Genomic DNA, 17,757 nt, shown 5'->3' on the forward strand with positions numbered 1-17,757 from the left:
AAGTTGACATGATTTAGGCTTCAGTCGATCACCCCGCCGCGTTCGCGGCCGCTCGCCTGTACTGCGCACTTGGGAGGCTCATCCATGACCACTGTGACGTCGCCGCTGACCGGCAAGGTCGTAGGGCTCGCCGGCGTGCCGGACCCCGTGTTCTCGGGCGCGATGGTCGGCCCCGGCACCGCGATCGACCCGGTGCGTCGGCCGACCGAGGCCGTCGCCCCGGTCGACGGCGTGGTCGTCTCGATGCACCCGCACGCGTTCGTCGTCGTCGACGCGGACGGGCACGGAGTCCTGACCCACCTGGGCATCGACACCGTCCAGCTGAACGGCGAGGGCTTCGAGCTGCTCGTCAACAAGGGCGACACGGTCACCCGCGGCCAGGCCGTCATCAAGTGGGACCCGGCCGCGGTCGAGGCCGCCGGCAAGTCGCCGATCTCGCCGATCGTCGCGCTGGAGGCCGCTGCCGACTCGCTCGGCGGGCTGCTGGAGAGCGGGGAGGTCGCCGTCGGCGACGCCCTGTTCAGCTGGAGCTGACCTCTCCCCTTCTACCGGTCCCCTCTTACAGGACACACCCGCCCCACCGCTCCGGTCGGGGCGGCCCGGCACACAGCGGTACCCGGCGGGGCCGCCTCTCTCACGGAGAAAGACATGGAGAAGACGCTGCGAGGCGTGGGTGTCAGCCACGGAGTCGCGATCGGCCAGGTGCGCCACATGGGTACCGCCGTGCTGGAGCCCCCGGCCACCCAGATCCCGACCGAGGACGCTCCGCGCGAGCAGGCCCGCGCCCAGGCAGCCGTCGAGGCCGTGGCCGCGGACCTGATCGCCCGCGGCAACCTCGCGGGCGGCGAGGCCCAGGCCGTGCTGGAGGCCCAGGCGCTGATGGCGCAGGACCCCGAGCTGATGGCCGACGTCTCCCGCCGGATCGCTGTCGGCAGCAGCGCCGAGCGCGGCGTCTACGACGCCTTCGCCGCCTACCGGGCGCTGCTCGCCTCGGCCGGCGAGTACCTGGCCGGCCGGGTCGCCGACCTGGACGACGTGCGGAACCGGATCGTCGCGCGCCTGCTGGGCGTGCCCATGCCGGGTGTGCCGGACAGCGACGAGCCGTACGTGCTGTTCGCCCGGGACCTCGCTCCGGCCGACACCGCGCTGCTGGACCCGACGCTGGTGCTCGGCTTCGTGACCGAGGAGGGCGGGCCGACCAGCCACAGCGCCATCCTGGCCCGGGCCATGGGCGTGCCGGCCGTGGTCGCGCTGCCGGGGGCGGCCGACGTGGCCGAGGGCACGGTCGTCGCGGTGGACGGCAGCTCCGGTGACGTGCTGGTCGAGCCGAGCACCGAGAAGCAGGACGAGCTGCGCCGGATCGCCGCCGAGCGCAAGGCGGCGCTGGCGGCCTCCTCCGGTCCGGGCGCGACCTCGGACGGGCACCGGATGCCGCTGCTGGCCAACGTCGGCGGTCCGGGCGACCTGCCGGCCGCGCTGGAGGCGGGCGCCGAGGGTGTCGGTCTCTTCCGCACCGAGTTCCTCTTCCTGGACGACTCGGCGAAGGCGCCGACCGAGGAGAAGCAGGTCGAGGCGTACCGCAAGGTGCTGGAGGCGTTCCCGGAGGGCCGGGTCGTGGTCCGGGTGCTCGACGCGGGCGCGGACAAGCCGCTGGACTTCCTGACCCCGGCCGACGAGCCGAACCCGGCGCTCGGTGTGCGCGGTCTGCGCACCCTGCTGGAGCACCCGGAGGTGCTGCGGACCCAGCTGCGGGCGCTGGCGACGGCCTCCGAGGGCCTGCCGGTGCACCTCGAGGTGATGGCCCCGATGGTGGCCGACCGCAAGGACGCCAAGGACTTCGCCGAGGCGTGTCGCGAGGCCGGGCTGAGCGCCAAGTTCGGTGCGATGGTGGAGATCCCGTCGGCCGCGCTGCGGGCGCGCTCCATCCTCCAGGAGGTCGAGTTCCTCTCCCTGGGGACCAACGACCTGGCCCAGTACGCCTTCGCCGCGGACCGCCAGGTCGGTGCGCTGGCGCGGCTGCAGGACCCGTGGCAGCCGGCGCTGCTGGACCTGATCGCGTTCGCCGCCGAGGCCGCGCAGGCCGAGGGCAAGAGCTGCGGTGTGTGCGGCGAGGCGGCCTCCGACCCGCTGCTGGCCGTGGTGCTGACCGGTCTCGGTGTCACCAGCCTGTCGATGGGCGCGGCGTCGATCCCCTACGTGCGGACGGCGCTGGCCAAGTACACGCTGGCGCAGTGCCGCCGGGCCGCCGAGGCGGCCCGGGCGGCGGACAGCGCCGAGGAGGCCCGGGCCGCGGCGCAGCAGGTGCTGTCGGGCGAGTAGCGCTCGCGGGACGACACGAAGGGGCCCGCTCCACCGGCCGGTGGAGCGGGCCCCTTCGGCGTGTCCGGGGGCCGGTCACTCGGCGGCGGCTCGCTCGCGCTCCAGGCGGAGCTGCTCGAAGTACCGCAGGTGGTCGAGGTTGTCGACGGAGCCGGGGTTGACGGCCTGGTCGAGCGGGGTCCCGGAGAGCAGGCGCTTGACCGGGACCTCGATCCGCTTGCCGGTGAGGGTGTGCGGCAGGCCGCGGACGGCGATGACCTCGTCGGGGACGTGGCGGGGGGAGAGTTCGGTGCGCAGCGAGGTGCGGATGCGGCCGATGAGGTCCTGGTCGAGTTCGGCACCGGGGGTCAGGACGACGAAGAGCGGCATCCAGTAGCCGCCGTCGGGCTCCTCCAGGCCGATGACCAGGGATTCGGCGATCTCGGGGAGGCGCTCGACGACCTCGTAGATGTCCGAGGAGCCCATCCGGACGCCCTGGCGGTTGAGGGTGGAGTCGGAGCGTCCGTGGATGACGACGGTGCCGCGGGAGGTGGCGGTGATCCAGTCGCCGTGGCGCCAGATGCCGGGGTAGGTGTCGAAGTAGCTGTCGTGGTACCGGGTGCCCTCGGGGTCGTTCCAGAAGCCGGTGGGCATGGACGGGATGGGCTTGGTGACGACGAGTTCGCCGACCTCGTCGGTGAGCGGGTGACCGTTGACGTCCCAGGACTCGACGGCGGCGCCGAGGCTGGGGGCCTGGATCTCGCCGAGGTGGACCGGGAGGGTGGGGACGCCGCCGACGAAGCAGGAGCAGACGTCGGTGCCGCCGCTGACGGAGGCGAGCCAGACGTCCTCCTTGACCTCCTCGTAGATCCAGCGGAAGCCGTCGGGCGGGAGCGGGGAGCCGGTGGTGCCCAGGCAGCGGACGGCGGAGAGGTCGAGGTCCCGGCCGGGGTGGAGGTCGGCCTTGCGGCTGGCGATGACGTAGGCGGCGGAGGTGCCGAGGACGGTGGCGCGGGTGCGCGCGGCCACGGACCAGAAGGCGCCGGTGTCGGGGTGGCCCGGGCTGCCGTCGTAGGTGACGACCGTGGATCCGACGAGCAGGCCGGCGAGGAGGAAGTTCCACATCATCCAGCCGGTGGAGGTGTACCAGAGGAAGCGGTCCTCGGGGCCGAGGTCGAGGTGGAGGCCGGCCTGCTTGAGGTGCTCGACCAGGATGCCGCCCTGGCTCTGGACGATGGCCTTGGGCAGGCCGGTGGTGCCGGAGGAGTAGAGGACCCAGAGCGGGTGGTCGAAGGGCACGGCCTCGAAGACCGGCTCGGTGTCCTCCGCGGTGAGGTCCTCCCAGGCCAGGGCGCCCTCGGGGGCGGGGGCGCCGAGCAGGGGGACGTGCACGACGGTGTGCAGGGTGGGGAGTTCGCGGCGGAGTTCGGCGACGACCTCGGTGCGGTCGTGGTCCTTGCCGCCGTAGTGGTAGCCGTCGACGGCGAAGAGGACGACCGGCTCGATCTGCTGGAGGCGGTCGAGGACGCTGCGGGCGCCGAAGTCGGGGGCGCAGCTGGTCCAGACGGCACCGACGGCGGCGGTGGCGAGCAGGGCGACGGCGGCCTGCGGGATGTTGGGCAGGTAGGCGCCGACGCGGTCGCCGGGGCGGACGCCCCGGGCGCGGAGGGCGGCCGCGAGGGAGCCGACCTGTCGGCGGAGTTCGGCCCAGGTGAGGACGAGCGGCTCGTCGGTGGTCTCGTCGAGGTGGAGGACGGCGGGGCGGTCGGCGTTCCCGGCCTGCTCGCCGGCGCGCAGCGCGTGCTCGGCGTAGTTGAGGCGGGCGCCGGGGAACCAGCGGGCGCCGGGCATCGCGGGGTCGGCGAGGACGGCCTCGGGGGCCTGGGTGAAGCGGACGTCGAACCACTGGGTGACGGCGGTCCAGAAGCGGTCGAGGTCCTCGACCGACCAGGCGTGCAGGGCGGCGTAGCGGGCGGCGGCCTCGGCGTCCGAGGTGGTGGGGGCGAGCGGGGCGGCCGGGGCGCCGTGGTGCTGGGCGGCCCAGGCCTGGAAGGCCACGATCCCGGTGCCGGCGGCACGCTCGGGGTTCGGGCGCCAGAGCGGCTGGTCCTGGGGTGGGGTGCTCACGGTGGTGGTCTCCCGGCCGGTGATGAGGGCGGACGGGGTCGCTTGTGGCAGGGCCCGCGTCCGGTTGGGGGCTGTCCGTGCAGACCCTGCCATGTGAGCGGCCGGGGCGCCAGGGTCTGCCCGGCGCGGCCGCCGCTGGTCAGGGGCGGGTGAATTCGCCGTTGAACCAGGAGCGGGAGACACGGGTGTGGAAGGGGAAGGCGAGCGGGGTCTCGGGGGTGGAGAGCTGCCAGCCGTCGGTCTCGTCGGTGGGGACGGAGGGCGGGAGGTCGGCGAGCGGGCGGGCGGGGAGGAGGCCGAAGAGGCAGAGGAAGCCGCCGCGGGTGTCGGAGTCGGTGGCGACCAGGGTGACGTCGGTGTGCTCGGCCAGGATGCCGGTCTCCTCGCGCAGCTCGCGCACGCAGGCCTGCTGCCAGCTCTCGCCGTAGTCGATGTAGCCGCCGGGGAGGGCGAGTTCGCCGTAGCCGGGCTCGATGGTGCGGCGGATGACCACCAGGCCGGGGGCGGTGTCCTCGCCGGTGACGGGCAGGAGGGTGACGACGACGGGCAGCGGGTTGCGGTAGCTGATCTCGCTGCACGCGGAGCAGGTGCGGGGCCAGCCGTCGGTGCCGGCCGGGTAGGGGGATCCGCAGAAGTGGCAGTGGGAGTTGGGCTGCTGGCGCACGGTGTCGGCCTCCTGAGTCGTCATGGCCGGATGGTAGTGCGGGCGGCCGGGAGCGGGGTGGTGATCAGGTGGTCCGGCCCGGGGAGAGCGCCGGTGGGGGCTGCTGGGGCGGATCGCCCTGGGCGGGGCGGAGGAGGGCCGGGTGGAGCAGTGTGGCGTCGCCGGCGTGGTAGGTGCGGGCCCGGGGGCCGCCGCGGGCGCCGCCGCGTTCGGTGGTGGTGCCGGTGCCCTCGACGAAGCCGGGGACGGAGAGCACCTTGCGGTGGAAGTTGCCCGGGTGGAGCTTCTCGTCCCAGACGGCCTCGTAGACGGCGCGCAGCTCGGGAATGGTGAAGTCGTGCTGGAGGAAGGCGGTGGCCAGCGGGCTGTACTCGATCTTGGCGCGGGCGCGGTCGAGGCCGTCGGCGAGGATCCGGGCGTGGTCGAAGGCGAGCTCGATCGGGGTGGGTGCCCCGGCGGGCGGGGGTGCGGCCGGATCGGCGGGGTGCTCCGGGGGCACGGGGTACTCCGGGCCGGAGGGGCCGGAGGGGCCGGAGGGGCCGGTGCTCCCGCCGACGCCACCCCCGTGGGTGTCGGCGGGAGCACCGGCGGACTCGGACCGGCCGGCGGGCCGGAGATCGAGGTCGGTGACGGGGTGCCAGGCGGCGTGTGCCGCGTCGCTGCCGGCCCGCGGATCGGGCAGGTCGGGGGCGAAGGCCAGGTAGGCGACCGAGATCACGTGCATCCGCGGGTCGCGGTCGGGTACGCCGTAGCTGCCGAGCTGTTCGAGATGGATCCGGCTCAGGGCGGCCTCGGCGCCGACCGTGCCGGGCAGGCCGGTCTCCTCCGCGAGCTCGCGGGCGGCGGCTTCGTCGAGGCTCTCCTCGCCGGCCCGCAGGAAGCCGCCGGGCAGGGCCCAGCGCCCCTGGTAGGGCGGGAGGGCACGCTCGACCAGCAGGACGTGGAGCCGGCCCTGGCGCAGGGTCAGGGCCACCACGTCCACGGTGACGGCGACCGGGGTGTAGGCGCGCGGATCGTAGGAGGCGAGCCACTCCTGCTCGGTGGTGTCCACGCTGCGCGCTCCTCTCCCCCGCCGGGCCCGCGGTGGCGGGCGGCCGTCCTTCTCGTTCTGAGCACAACGTAGCGATCCCTTGACTCTGCGGCAAATGGTTTTCCGCCCCGGCCGCGGCCGGCCGCTCCTACCCTGTGACCAGGGCGTCCTCCGGACCGGCCGGGACGCCGCCCGCCCCGAGGAGGACGTGATGGACCGGCCCGGGGCCGACCGGCCCGCCTCCGCCCCCACGCCCGACGACGCACCCCCGGCGGACTTCGCGGCCGCCCTGGCGGCCGGGCCGCTGGTGCTGGACGGCGGACTGTCCGAACGGCTCGCCTCGGCCGGCTTCGACCTGGCGGACGCGCTGTGGTCGGCCCGGCTGCTGGCGGACGCGCCGGAGGCGGTCGTGGCGGCGCACCGGGCGTTCTTCGAGGCGGGCGCGCGGGTCGCGATCACCGCGAGCTACCAGGCGAGCTTCGCCGGCTTCGCCCGGCGCGGGGTGGGCCGGGCGGCCGCCGCCCGGCTGATGGCCGGAAGTGTGGAGCTGGCCCGGGAGGCGGCCCGCGGACTGCCCGGCCCCCGCCGGTGGGTGGCGGCCTCGGTGGGCCCGTACGGGGCGGTGCTGGCGGACGGCTCGGAGTACCGGGGCCGGTACGGGCTGACGCCGGCCGAGCTGGAGGCGTTCCACCGGCCCCGGCTGGAGGTGCTCGCGGCGGCCGGGCCCGACGTGCTGGCACTGGAGACGGTGCCGGACGTCGACGAGGCGCGGGTGCTGCTGCGGGCGGTGCGCGGGCTGGGCGTACCGGTCTGGCTGTCGTTCGCGGCGGCGGGCGGGCGGACCCGGGCCGGGCAGCCGCTGGCGGAGGCGTTCGCGCTGGCGGCCGGGGCGGACGAGGTGGTGGCGGTCGGGGTGAACTGCTGCGCGCCGGAGGAGGCGGACCGGGCGGTGGCGCTCGCGGCGCGGGTGTCGGGCAAGCCGGTGGTGGTCTACCCGAACAGCGGCGAGGGCTGGGACCCGGCGGCCGGGGCGTGGTGCGGGGAGCCGGCCTTCGGTGCGGCCGGTCCGCCCCGGGCCGCCGACGGCCGGGGCGGGGTGGCGGGCTGGCTGGCCGACGGGGCACGGCTGGTGGGCGGCTGCTGCCGGGTCGGACCGGCCGGGATCCGGGCGGTGGCCGCCGGGGTGGCCGCCGCGACCGGGGAGCGGGACGCCGGAAAGCGGGACGCCGGGAAGCGGCACCCCGGACGGCCGGACGCCGGGGAGCCGAGCACCCGCCGGTAGGCGGCCCGGACCGGACGGACGGCGGTGCGCGGGCGCACGACCGGGTCGGCCGACGCAGGTTACCGAGGGGGAAGGTGCACGGAACGGCGACGGCCTGGCAGACTCGTGCCGTTACCACTGCGGTCGACAATGTCGACCGCCTGTCCGCGCGGAGGTACCAATGCCCGGCCCGATCCAGTCGCTCTCCCGGGCCGCCGCGATCATGCGTCTGCTGGCCGGCGGCGAGCGCCGCCTGGGCCTGTCGGAGGTCGCGACGGCGCTGGACCTGGCGAAGGGCACCGCCCACGGGATCCTGCGCACCCTCCAGCAGGAGGGATTCGTCGAGCAGGACCCGGAGAGCGGCAAGTACCAGCTGGGCGCCGAGCTGCTGCGGCTGGGCCAGAGCTACCTGGACGTGCACGAGCTGCGTGCCAGGGCACTGGTCTGGGCCGACGACCTGGCCCGGGCGTCCGGGGAGACCGTCTATCTGGGGGTGCTGCACCAGCGCGGAGTGCTGATCGTGCACCACGTGTTCCGGCCGGACGACACCAGGCAAGTACTGGAGGTCGGCTCGATGCAGCCGCTGCACTCGACCGCGCTGGGCAAGGTGCTCCTGGCCTACGACCCGGTGGCGCGCGGCGAGCTGGGCGAGGGCCCGTTCGAGTCGTACACCGCGCGGACGCTGACCGAGGCCGCGGACGTGGACGCCGAGGCGGCGCTGACCCGTGAGCGCGGCTGGGCCGACGCGGTGGAGGAGACCTGGGAGGGCGTGGCCTCGATCGGCGCGCTGATCCAGGACCGGCGGCGCAATCCGGTCGGCGCGGTCTGCATCAGCGGCGCGGTCGAGCGGGTCTGCGAGGACGGCTTCGTGAAGCCCTCGCTGGTCGCCTCGGTGCGCAGCGCGGCCCGGGCGATCTCCCGGGACCTGGGCGCCGGACGGTTCTGACCGCTCGGAGCGGCCCGGTCCCGGCCACCCCCGGCCCGCGGCCGCCCGGCCGCCCCGCCGCGGGCCCGCGGCACCACAGGAAGACGTTCACGCTGAGGCGCGGACGGGCGAAATGCCCGTCCGCGCCTTACCGTTTTGTCCAAAATTGCGATGATCCGTTCGGTGACTACGGGTAGCGCGGCGAGCGAAGGGTCACAGCTGCGTAACCCGGCCTTGACGGGAGGGCGACCCGGGGAGGAAGCTTCCGCATGACGGTCGACATTGTCGAACGATGGCCGTGCGAATCCATCCCACAGAGCGCTCACCCGCCCAGCGATCCGCCCGGCCCCTGCCCCCACCCGCACCTCCGGGCCATATGGACAAGGGAGTCTTTGTGTCCGCGTTCTCCAACGGCGACATCTTCGTCGGCGAAACCCTCGGCACCGCCGCCCTGATACTTCTCGGCGGTGGCGTCTGTGCCGCCGTGACGCTCAAGAAGTCGAAGGCCCTGAACGCCGGCTGGCTGGCGATCACCTTCGGCTGGGGCTTCGCGGTGATGATCGCCGCCTACATGTCGGCTCCGAAGTCCGGCGCCCACCTGAACCCGGCCGTCACCCTGGCCCTCGCCGTCGACAGCGGCGACTGGAGCAAGGTTCCGGTCTACCTCGGCTCCCAGCTGCTCGGCGCGATGATCGGCGCCGTCTTCGTGTGGCTCACCTACCTCGGCCAGTTCCAGGCCAACCAGGAGCCCACCCTCGGCATCTTCTCGACCGGCCCCGAGATCCGGAACCCGGTCCAGAACCTGCTCACCGAGATCATCGGCACCTTCGTGCTCTGCCTGGCCATCCTCACCCAGGGCCTGACCAAGGGCCTCGGCCTCTCCGGCACCGGCATCCTGATCGTCGCCTTCACCGTGGTCGGCATCGGCCTCTCGCTCGGCGGCCCGACCGGCTACGCCATCAACCCGGTCCGCGACCTGGGTCCGCGCATCGTCCACTCGCTGCTGCCGATCCCCAACAAGGGCGGCTCCGACTGGTCCTACGCCTGGATCCCGGTGGCCGGTCCGATCATCGGTGGTCTGCTGGCCGGCGGCCTGTACCACGCCGCGTTCTGATCCCCCCGGGTTTCCACCCCACCCGAGCACGGGGACTGACCTGAGAGTCAGGCCCACCTCCCCCGCCAACCTCTTGAGCCGAGGACCCTCATGACCTCCACTGGCAACTACATCGCCGCGATCGACCAGGGCACCACCTCCAGCCGCTGCATCATCTTCGGCGCCGACGGCCGGATCGTCTCCGTCGACCAGCAGGAGCACCGGCAGATCTTCCCCCAGCCCGGCTACGTCGAGCACGACGCCGCCGAGATCTGGACCCGGGTCCAGTCGGTCGTCCGCGGCGCGCTGGAGAAGGCCGGTCTGACCAAGGACGACATCCGCGCGATCGGCATCACCAACCAGCGCGAGACCACCGTCCTGTGGGACAAGAACACCGGCGAGCCGGTGCACAACGCCCTGGTGTGGCAGGACACCCGCACCGAGGCGCTCTGCCGCGAGCTGGGCCGCAACGTCGGCCAGGACCGCTTCCGCCGCGAGACCGGCCTCCCGCTGGCCAGCTACTTCGCCGGCCCGAAGATCCGCTGGCTGCTGGACAACGTCGAGGGCCTGCGCGAGCGCGCCGAGGCCGGCGACATCCTCTTCGGCACCATGGACACCTGGGTCATCTGGAACCTCACCGGTGGTGTCGACGGCGGCAAGCACGTGACCGACGTGACCAACGCCAGCCGGACCATGCTGATGAACCTCAAGAGCCTGGCCTGGGACGAGGAGATCGCCGAGTCGATGGGCGTGCCGATGGCCGTCCTGCCGGAGATCCGCTCCTCCGCCGAGGTGTACGGCGAGGCCGTCGGCGACCTGGCGGGCGTCCCGGTCGCCGCCGCGCTCGGCGACCAGCAGGCCGCGCTGTTCGGCCAGACCTGCTTCAACGAGGGCGAGGCCAAGTCCACCTACGGCACCGGCACCTTCCTGCTGCTGAACACCGGCGAGAAGATCGTCAACTCGTACCACGGCCTGCTGACCACGGTCGGCTACCGGATCGGCGACCAGGCCCCGGTGTACGCCCTGGAAGGCTCGATCGCCGTCACCGGCTCGCTGGTCCAGTGGCTGCGCGACCAGCTCGGCATCATCTCCACCGCCGCCGAGATCGAGACCCTCGCCAACACGGTCGAGGACAACGGCGGCGCCTACTTCGTCCCGGCCTTCTCCGGTCTGTTCGCCCCGTACTGGCGCTCCGACGCCCGCGGTGTGATCGCCGGCCTGACCCGGTACGTCACCAAGGGCCACCTGGCCCGGGCCGTCCTGGAGGCCACCGCCTGGCAGACCCGCGAGGTCGTCGACGCCATGCAGAAGGACTCCGGGGTCGAGCTCACCGCCCTCAAGGTCGACGGCGGCATGACCAGCAACAACCTGCTCATGCAGAACATCGCCGATGTCCTGGACGCCCCGGTCGAGCGCCCGTACGTGGCCGAGACCACCGCCCTCGGCGCCGCCTACGCGGCGGGCCTGGCGGTCGGCTTCTGGAACGACCTCGGCACCCTGCGGGCCAACTGGCACCGCGCCGCCGAGTGGACGCCCCGCATGGACGAGGCCACCCGGGAGCGCGAGTACAAGAAGTGGCTCAAGGCCGTCGAGCGCACCATGGGCTGGGTGGAGGAGGAAGAGAACAACTGATCGCGAAGCCGGTCGGGGCCCCGTGCCCCGGCCGGCCCGCTCCCGTTTCACCGGCCCGTCGCACCGGGCCGACCCGGTCTCTCCGCACAGAGGCCGTACGCACACCGAGAGGAGTAACGGCGCCGCCCGACCCGCGCGCCGTACACACACCATGGCAACCATCCCGACCCTGGGCGCCGAGCGCACCGCCGGCCGCACCGCCTCCCGCGCCGAGACCCGCGAGCTGCTCGGCAAGGCCACCTACGACCTGCTGGTGATCGGGGGCGGCATCCTCGGCACCGCCGTCGCCTGGACCGCGTCCCAGGCCGGTCTGAAGGTCGCCATGGTCGACGCCGGCGACTTCGCCGGTGCCACTTCCAGTGCCTCCTCCAAGCTCGTCCACGGCGGTCTGCGCTACCTGCAGACCGGTGCAGTCAAGCTGGTCGCGGAGAACCACAAGGAGCGCCGGGTGCTCTCCACCGACGTGGCCCCGCACCTGGTCAACCCGCTGACCTTCTTCGTCCCGGTCTACAAGGGCGGCCCGCACAGCGCGCCCAAGCTCGGCGCCGGCGTCTTCCTCTACTCGGCGCTCTCCGCCTTCCGTGACGGCATGGGCCGGGTCTCGACCGCCGCGCACGCCGCCCAGCAGGTGCCCGCGCTGCGCACCGAGGGCCTGCGCTCGGTGGCCGTCTACGGCGACCACCAGATGAACGACTCGCGCGTCGCCGTGATGACCGTGCGCGCCGCGGTCGAGGCCGGCGCCGTCGTGCTCAACCACGCCGAGGTCACCGGCCTGCGCTTCACCGGCGGCCGGGTCACCGGTGCCGAGCTCAAGGACCGCCTGGACGGCACCGAGTTCGGCGTCGACGCCCGCCTGGTGCTGAACGCCACCGGCCCGTGGGTGGACCACCTGCGCCGGATGGAGGACGCCGGCGCCGCGCCGTCGATCCGGCTGTCCAAGGGGGCCCACGTGGTGGTCAAGCGCCGCTCGCCGTGGCGCGCCGCGCTGACCATCCCGATCGACAAGTACCGTGTCTCCTTCGCCATCCCGTGGGAGGACCACGTCCTGCTCGGCACCACCGACGAGGAGTTCACCGGCGACCCGAAGGACGTCCGGGCCACCGAGGCGGACGTCGACCAGATCCTCGGCGAGGCCGCGCACGCGATCCGTGACGAGCACATCGACCGCGACCTGATCACCTACAGCTTCGCCGGCCTGCGGGTGCTGCCCGGCGGCCCGGGCGACACCGCCGCCGCCAAGCGCGAGACGGTCGTCACCGAGGGCAAGGGCGGCATGCTGTCGGTCGCCGGCGGCAAGTGGACCACCTACCGCCACATCGGCCGCACCGTGCTGGAGAAGCTGGCCCACGTGCCCGGCACCTCCCTCGGCGAGGACATGTCGCCGATCGCCCCGACCGTCCCGCTGCCGGGTGTCGGCGCGCCGAACGCCGTCGCGCACCGCCTGCTGATCGACCGGGACCCGGGCTCGCGGATGGAGCCGCTGGTCGCCAAGCACCTGGCCAGCCACTACGGCACGCTGTCCTTCGACATCGCCCGGATGATCGACGAGAACCCGGAGCTGGGCCGGCCGATCCACGAGGACGGCCCGGACGTCTGGGCGCAGGTCGCCTACGCGGCCGCCAACGAGTGGGCGTACACCGCCGACGACGTGCTGCGCCGCCGCACCACGATGACCGTCCGCGGTCTGGACACCCCGGAGATCCGGGCCGAGGTCGAGGCGTTCCTGGCGAAGCGCGCGGCCAAGTAGGCAACAGGGCAGGGAGCGACCGGCACGGCCGAGCGAGACCCGCACGGCCGCCGGAGAGTCGGAGGGCGGGCACCCCGGAGCGGGGGGGTGCCCGCCCTCCGGCATGTGCGCCGCCCTCGGGCATGTGTGCCGACCTGCGGCCTGTGCGCCGACCTGCGGCATTGCCCGGCTCCGGGGAGGTTCACCGGTGTTGGTATCGATCGGATCACCATTCCCAGGAAATTCCCAGGCATTGGTAGCTTTTGTCCGATCAATATCCCATTTGTCATGATCATCTTGCCATTTGATCTTGCCTATGCTCCCGCCATCACTCTTGCTCAAGAGTGGGTCAAGGAGCCCCCATGAACACCCCAAGACGGACCCTCACCGGTCCGTTCGCCGTCGCGCTGGCGCTGACGCTGGCCGCCGGTTCGCCGGTGGCCTTCGCCGCCAAGCCGCAGGCCAAGCCCACCCCCGGCAAGGCCCCCACCGCCGCCGCCCTCGACCCCGGGCTGAGCGTCGGCACCGCCCGCGCCGTCGCGCAGAAGACCGGCAAGCGGATCGAGGCCGTCTCCGAGCGCGACGAGACCTCCACCACCTGGGCCAACCCGGACGGCACCCTCACCACCGAACTCTCGGCCGGCCCGGTGCGCTTCCTGCGCGACGGCAAGTGGGCCGACGTCGACCTCACCCTGAAGACGGCCGCCGACGGCTCGGTGGCACCCGCCGCCCACCCCAACGGCCTCAAGCTGGCCGGCGCGGGCGGCAAGCGCCCCCGCTCGCTCGCCGAGTCCAAGGCCCTCCAGGCGGCGCCGGCCGGCGCGGAGGCAGCCGGCGCCGAGGCGGCCCGCACCCTCGTCTCGCTCGGCTCCGGCGACGACCAGCTCGGCCTGGAGTGGCGCGGCGGGCTGCCCAAGCCCGAGCTGAACGGCACCCGGGCCACCTACCGGGACGCCATCGGCGACGGCGCCGGCGACCTCGTCGTCGAGGCCACCCGCACCGGCTTCGAGCAGTTCGTGACGCTCAAGCAGCGCCCGGCCACCGGCGGCTACAGCTACACCATGCCGCTGCGCGCCAAGGGCACCAGGGCCGAGGCGCAGCCGGACGGCAGCGTGCTGTTCACCGACCGGAAGAACGGCCAGAAGCGCGCCGTGCTGCCCGCCCCGGTGATGTGGGACGCCACCACCGCGCCCGGCTCGAGCGAGCACCCCCGGCAGGCCCGGGTCGGCCTGGAGGTCGTCCAGCGCGGCGACACCGTCGACCTGGTCTTCACCCCGGACGCCGCGTTCCTCGCCGACCCGGCCACCGTCTACCCGGTGACCGTCGACCCGGCCACCGCCGGTCTCGGCAACGCCTTCGACACCCGCGTGCAGAAGGGCGAGACGGTCGACTGGTCGGCCGACACCGAGATCTACTGGGGCAACTCCGGCACCAAGAACGCCGACGGCAGCTCCCGCGAGGCCCGCGCCTTCATCAACTGGAACACCGCCGGCATCGCCGACGCGCTGGTCTCCAGCGCGACCCTGTCGCTGTACAACTTCCACTCCGGCAACAGCGACTGCCAGCCCTACACCTGGGAGGTCTGGGACACCGGACTGGCGTCCACCGCCTCCCGCTGGACCGCCCAGCCGGCCTGGAAGGCCAAGAAGGGCAGCTCCACCGAGACCAAGGGCCGCGACGCCTGCGGCGGCGACGGCTGGATCAACGCCAACGTCACCGACCTCGTGCAGACCTGGGCCTCGGCCAAGAACAGCACCTCCGGCATGGGCCTGCGCGCGCCCGACGAGGTGTCCACCAAGTACTGGAAGGAGGTGAACTCCGCCAACGCCGCGAGCAACGTGCCCAAGCTGACGGTGAACTACAACTACCGCCCGCGCACCGGCACCAAGCAGCAGGCGGGCCCGCCGTTCCTCCAGGACGGCACCGGCACCTGGCGGGTCGAGACCACCACCCCGGTGCTCCGGGACACCTTCGTCGACCCCGACGGCGACAAGGTCACCGGCACGTTCCAGCTGGTCGACGCCATCTCCGGGGCCCAGGTGGGCGCCGTCAACGTCTCCGGCTACGTGCCCAGCGGCACCCCGTCCGAGGTCACCGTCCCGGCCGGGCTGCTGGAGTACGGGCACACCTACCGCTTCCGCAGCTCGCCCTACGACGGGCTGCACTACAACCTGAGCTGGTCGCCCTGGGTGACGTTCAGCGTCAGTCCGCTGCCGGACGTGCCGACGGCGCTGCAGACCGGTGCCCAGGAGACCCTCACCCCGCTGTTCTCGGCCCTGTCCACGAGCCCCAACCAGTCCCGGGTCAGGACCGAGTTCGTCCTGAAGAACGCCGCCGGCACCCCCCTGCCGACCAGCCTGCCCTCCACCTCCGCCGAGAGCGGCGCCCGCGCCACCGTCCAGGTCCCCGAGGGCGCGCTCACCGACGGCGGCAGCTACCGCTGGGCCGCCCGGGCCTGCACCCCGGTGGGCTGCTCCGCGTGGACCGCGGACCAGGAGCTGAACGTACGCGTCCAGGCTCCCCCGGCCCCGCCCGTCCCGGTCACACTGACCGTGGGCGACACCTCCCTCGCCTCGGCCTCGGTCGCCACCTCGGGCACCGGCTGCGACACCGGCGCCTGCCCGGCCCCCGACGCGTCCGTCCTTCGGGTCGGCACCTTCGACGGCACCTCCTGGTCCAGCTGGCTCAAGCCCGACCTGACCTCGCTCCCGAGGGGTGCCAGGATCACCTCCGCCAAGCTGGAGCTGACCCGGTCGGACTGCACGGCCGACTGCCCGGCGGCCACCGCCGACGTCTTCCAGCTCGGCAGCGAGTGGACCCCCGGCCAGGCCGGCGCCCAGCTCGTGGCGGCTTCCGGCAACGAGAGCTACGCGACCGCCACCGGCCTCGCCGACCTCGACCTGGCGTCGGTGCTCCAGTCCTGGACCGACCGGGGTCTGCCCTACGGCATCGCCCTGCGCCCGGCCGCCGGTTCGGCCCCCGCGGCCTACCACTCGGCAGGCGCCGCGGACGGGTCGAAGCGGCCCCGGCTGAAGATCGACTACCTCACGCCGACCGCGCCCGCCGCGCCCCAGCAGCTCACCGTCAGCGTCGGTGACGCCGGCCTGGTGGGCGGCTGGAACAGCCCGGTGGACCACGGTGCCAGCGAGGACCTGTACTACACCGTCAAGGTCGAGGCGCAGGACACGGGCGCCGTCGTCAAGCAGTTCACCACCGCCGAGACCCGCGCGGTGGCGGCCGGCCTGGACAACACCCGCGGCTACCGGCTCGTGGTGACGACGAACAACTCGTTCGGCGCCAGCCCCGCGACGTACTCCGGCTACACCCAGGGCAAGCCCGCCGCCGGCGGCAGCGACCTCTACCGCGGCTTCGTGCAGGAGTACCTGGACGCCCGCAACAAGGTGCGCGTCACCACCGGGGCGACGGTGCCCGACGCCGCGGCGGTGGCCGCGCACGGCACGGTCTTCGTCGACCTCCTGGCCACCCAGGAGGACGCGGTGGTCGGCAGCCGCGAGGGCCTCGCGAGCCAGGGCCAGACCTACGTGGCGGCCGCGTCGACGCTGTCCGACGTCGTGGTCGACCAGCAGAACCCCGCCAGGGTCGTGGTCCGGGCGACCGTCAAGGAGGTCACCCAGATCCGCGAGGCCGGGGTGGACACCCCGACCGAGAACATCACCAACCGCCGCTTCGAGTTCACCGTCACCGGCGGCGCCGCGAAGCTCGTCTCGGAGGTCGACGACAACTCGGCCGAGCAGAAGCTCGGCTCCTCCGCCGCCGCCGCGGCGCAGGTCGACGTCACGGGACCGGACCAGACGCCGGCCCCCACCTCCGGCGACATCCCGCTCGGAACGGACGGCTTCCCGGTGCCCGAGCCCGCCGCACCGGCGGGTGTGACCACCGCGAGCTACGCGGGCGTCTACGGCAACGGCACCGCGGACTGGGCCCGGCGCAACATCGGGGTCCGCCGCGAGTACAACCAGGACTGCACCAACTTCGTCTCCAAGGCCCTGTACCACGGCGGCGGGATGCGGACCCGGCAGGGCAACCGCACCCGTGACTACGCCTGGTGGGACCAGGGCTACCTGTTCTGGAAGCCCTTCAAGAGCTACACCTGGTCCGCCGCGCAGAACCTCTACAACCACCTGACCGGCTACCGGTACACGCAGTCGATCATGAGCGTGCACTCGGCCAAGCCCGGCGACCTGGTGTTCTTCAAGTGGTACTCCGACTGGGGGATCAACCACGCCGCCGTCGTGGTGAGCTACGGACGGAAGATGGAACTGCGCCAGCACGGTCTGACCGACCAGACGACCCTCTACGACGCCCTCGCCCGCCAGCGCCGCTACGGTACGCCGGTCGAGCGGTTCTGGATCGTCCGGCCGCTGGGCAGCTCCTGATGGCCCGCCGGTGGAGGACGACGACCGCCGCCGCCCTCGCGGGCGCCGTCACCGCCTCCGCGATCACCGCCTGGTGCCTCGCCGGCGACGACGGGCTGCGGTACGCCGACGACTACGCGGCCCACGAGCCGCTGAGGGTCGTCGGCTACCCCTCCACCGGCAGCCTGCGGCTCACCCAGGAGGTGGTGTGGCGGCTCGCCGACGGCTCGCGGAACGGGCTGGCGGCGCTGGCCACCTCCGACGGGTCGGCCGCCGAGGCCGACACCACCGCGGCGAACTGGGTCCGGAGTTTCCAGCAGGGAGCGCAGGGCCCGGTCACCGCCGAGTTCCACGGCGAGGGCTCGGTCCGGCAGTCCGTGGTGCTCTACTTCGAGCGCAGCGGGCAGGTCAAGCAGCTCAAGCTGCGGCTCGACGGCAACGGCGGCGCGGACGGCTGGCGGATCCTGCTGCGGGAGACCGATCCGCAGGAGGCCGCGGCCCCGCCCACCTGGGCACCGGCGACGCCCGGCGGCACCCTGCCGCCGGGCGTGCGGTGAACCGCCGGAACCGGCCCGGAACGTGACAAGGGCGGGTGCTCCCTCGGGAGCACCCGCCCTTGTCACGT

At 73.5% G+C, this 17,757-nt stretch carries 12 protein-coding genes; 9 read left to right on the top strand and 3 right to left on the bottom strand.

The window, feature by feature from the left end; all coding sequences use genetic code 11:
* Positions 1-84: 84 nt before the first annotated feature.
* The gene (locus BLU95_RS07805) at positions 85-534 is read left to right on the top strand and encodes a PTS sugar transporter subunit IIA (protein ID WP_093859349.1); all 450 of its coding nucleotides are present in this window, start codon (positions 85-87) and stop codon (positions 532-534) included.
* Positions 535-648: 114 nt separating this feature from the next.
* Positions 649-2,319 carry a phosphoenolpyruvate--protein phosphotransferase gene (gene ptsP / locus BLU95_RS07810; protein WP_093859350.1) on the top strand — a complete coding sequence of 557 codons (1,671 nt, stop codon included), beginning with the start codon at positions 649-651 and terminating at the stop codon, positions 2,317-2,319.
* A 75-nt stretch (positions 2,320-2,394) separates the two neighbouring features.
* On the opposite strand, the gene BLU95_RS07815 is transcribed toward ptsP, so the two are convergent.
* Genes BLU95_RS07815 through BLU95_RS07825 form a run of 3 tightly spaced genes read right to left on the bottom strand, consistent with a single transcriptional unit; the run spans position 2,395 to position 6,140 of the window.
* Positions 2,395-4,518 carry an acetoacetate--CoA ligase gene (locus BLU95_RS07815; protein ID WP_093859351.1) on the bottom strand — a complete coding sequence of 708 codons (2,124 nt, stop codon included), beginning with the start codon at positions 4,516-4,518 and terminating at the stop codon, positions 2,395-2,397.
* Between the two features lie 46 nt (positions 4,519-4,564).
* The gene (locus BLU95_RS07820; protein ID WP_093859352.1) at positions 4,565-5,113 is read right to left on the bottom strand and encodes an NUDIX domain-containing protein; all 549 of its coding nucleotides are present in this window, start codon (positions 5,111-5,113) and stop codon (positions 4,565-4,567) included.
* 40 nt (positions 5,114-5,153) lie between these two features.
* Positions 5,154-6,140, bottom strand: coding sequence for an NUDIX hydrolase (locus BLU95_RS07825; RefSeq protein ID WP_093859353.1), 987 nt, complete (start codon positions 6,138-6,140; stop codon positions 5,154-5,156).
* 190 nt (positions 6,141-6,330) lie between these two features.
* Here BLU95_RS07825 and mmuM point away from each other — a divergent pair, with 190 nt between their 5' ends.
* The 7 genes from mmuM to BLU95_RS07860 all read left to right on the top strand — a co-directional run bounded on the left by mmuM (position 6,331) and on the right by BLU95_RS07860 (position 17,689).
* Complete coding sequence (gene mmuM, locus BLU95_RS07830) at positions 6,331-7,401, top strand: homocysteine S-methyltransferase (RefSeq protein ID WP_093859354.1); 1,071 nt, start codon at positions 6,331-6,333, stop codon at positions 7,399-7,401.
* A 160-nt stretch (positions 7,402-7,561) separates the two neighbouring features.
* Positions 7,562-8,326: an IclR family transcriptional regulator gene (locus BLU95_RS07835; RefSeq protein WP_093859355.1), complete on the top strand. Its 765-nt coding sequence runs from the start codon at positions 7,562-7,564 to the stop codon at positions 8,324-8,326.
* A 355-nt stretch (positions 8,327-8,681) separates the two neighbouring features.
* Positions 8,682-9,419 (top strand): MIP/aquaporin family protein, encoded by a 738-nt coding sequence (locus BLU95_RS07840; protein WP_093859356.1) that lies wholly within the window; start codon positions 8,682-8,684, stop codon positions 9,417-9,419.
* Between the two features lie 90 nt (positions 9,420-9,509).
* On the top strand, positions 9,510-11,030 hold the full coding sequence (gene glpK / locus BLU95_RS07845) for a glycerol kinase GlpK (RefSeq protein WP_093859357.1): 1,521 nt from the start codon (positions 9,510-9,512) through the stop codon (positions 11,028-11,030).
* A gap of 151 nt (positions 11,031-11,181) precedes the next feature.
* The gene (locus tag BLU95_RS07850) at positions 11,182-12,777 is read left to right on the top strand and encodes a glycerol-3-phosphate dehydrogenase/oxidase (RefSeq protein ID WP_093859358.1); all 1,596 of its coding nucleotides are present in this window, start codon (positions 11,182-11,184) and stop codon (positions 12,775-12,777) included.
* Positions 12,778-13,118: 341 nt separating this feature from the next.
* On the top strand, positions 13,119-17,153 hold the full coding sequence (locus BLU95_RS45495) for a DNRLRE domain-containing protein (RefSeq protein ID WP_093859359.1): 4,035 nt from the start codon (positions 13,119-13,121) through the stop codon (positions 17,151-17,153).
* Positions 17,153-17,689, top strand: a complete 537-nt coding sequence (locus BLU95_RS07860; protein ID WP_093859360.1) for a hypothetical protein — start codon at positions 17,153-17,155, stop codon at positions 17,687-17,689. Before BLU95_RS45495 ends, BLU95_RS07860 begins: the two co-directional genes overlap by 1 nt.
* The last annotated feature ends 68 nt before the right edge of the window (positions 17,690-17,757 follow it).

The sequence above is a fragment of the Streptomyces sp. TLI_053 genome (assembly GCF_900105395.1).
In the GTDB taxonomy this organism is placed as follows: domain Bacteria; phylum Actinomycetota; class Actinomycetes; order Streptomycetales; family Streptomycetaceae; genus Kitasatospora.

Excerpts from the sequence above, each read along its gene's own strand:
- BLU95_RS07835 (WP_093859355.1), top strand. The coding sequence starts at position 7,562 with ATGCCCGGCCCGATCCAGTCGCTCTCCCGGGCCGCCGCGATCATGCGT.
- mmuM (WP_093859354.1), top strand. The coding sequence starts at position 6,331 with ATGGACCGGCCCGGGGCCGACCGGCCCGCCTCCGCCCCCACGCCCGAC.
- BLU95_RS07820 (WP_093859352.1), bottom strand. The coding sequence starts at position 5,113 with ATGACGACTCAGGAGGCCGACACCGTGCGCCAGCAGCCCAACTCCCAC.
- ptsP (WP_093859350.1), top strand. The coding sequence starts at position 649 with ATGGAGAAGACGCTGCGAGGCGTGGGTGTCAGCCACGGAGTCGCGATC.
- BLU95_RS07860 (WP_093859360.1), top strand. The coding sequence starts at position 17,153 with ATGGCCCGCCGGTGGAGGACGACGACCGCCGCCGCCCTCGCGGGCGCC.
- BLU95_RS07805 (WP_093859349.1), top strand. The coding sequence starts at position 85 with ATGACCACTGTGACGTCGCCGCTGACCGGCAAGGTCGTAGGGCTCGCC.
- BLU95_RS45495 (WP_093859359.1), top strand. The coding sequence starts at position 13,119 with ATGAACACCCCAAGACGGACCCTCACCGGTCCGTTCGCCGTCGCGCTG.
- glpK (WP_093859357.1), top strand. The coding sequence starts at position 9,510 with ATGACCTCCACTGGCAACTACATCGCCGCGATCGACCAGGGCACCACC.
- BLU95_RS07840 (WP_093859356.1), top strand. The coding sequence starts at position 8,682 with ATGGACAAGGGAGTCTTTGTGTCCGCGTTCTCCAACGGCGACATCTTC.
- BLU95_RS07815 (WP_093859351.1), bottom strand. The coding sequence starts at position 4,518 with ATGGCAGGGTCTGCACGGACAGCCCCCAACCGGACGCGGGCCCTGCCA.
- BLU95_RS07850 (WP_093859358.1), top strand. The coding sequence starts at position 11,182 with ATGGCAACCATCCCGACCCTGGGCGCCGAGCGCACCGCCGGCCGCACC.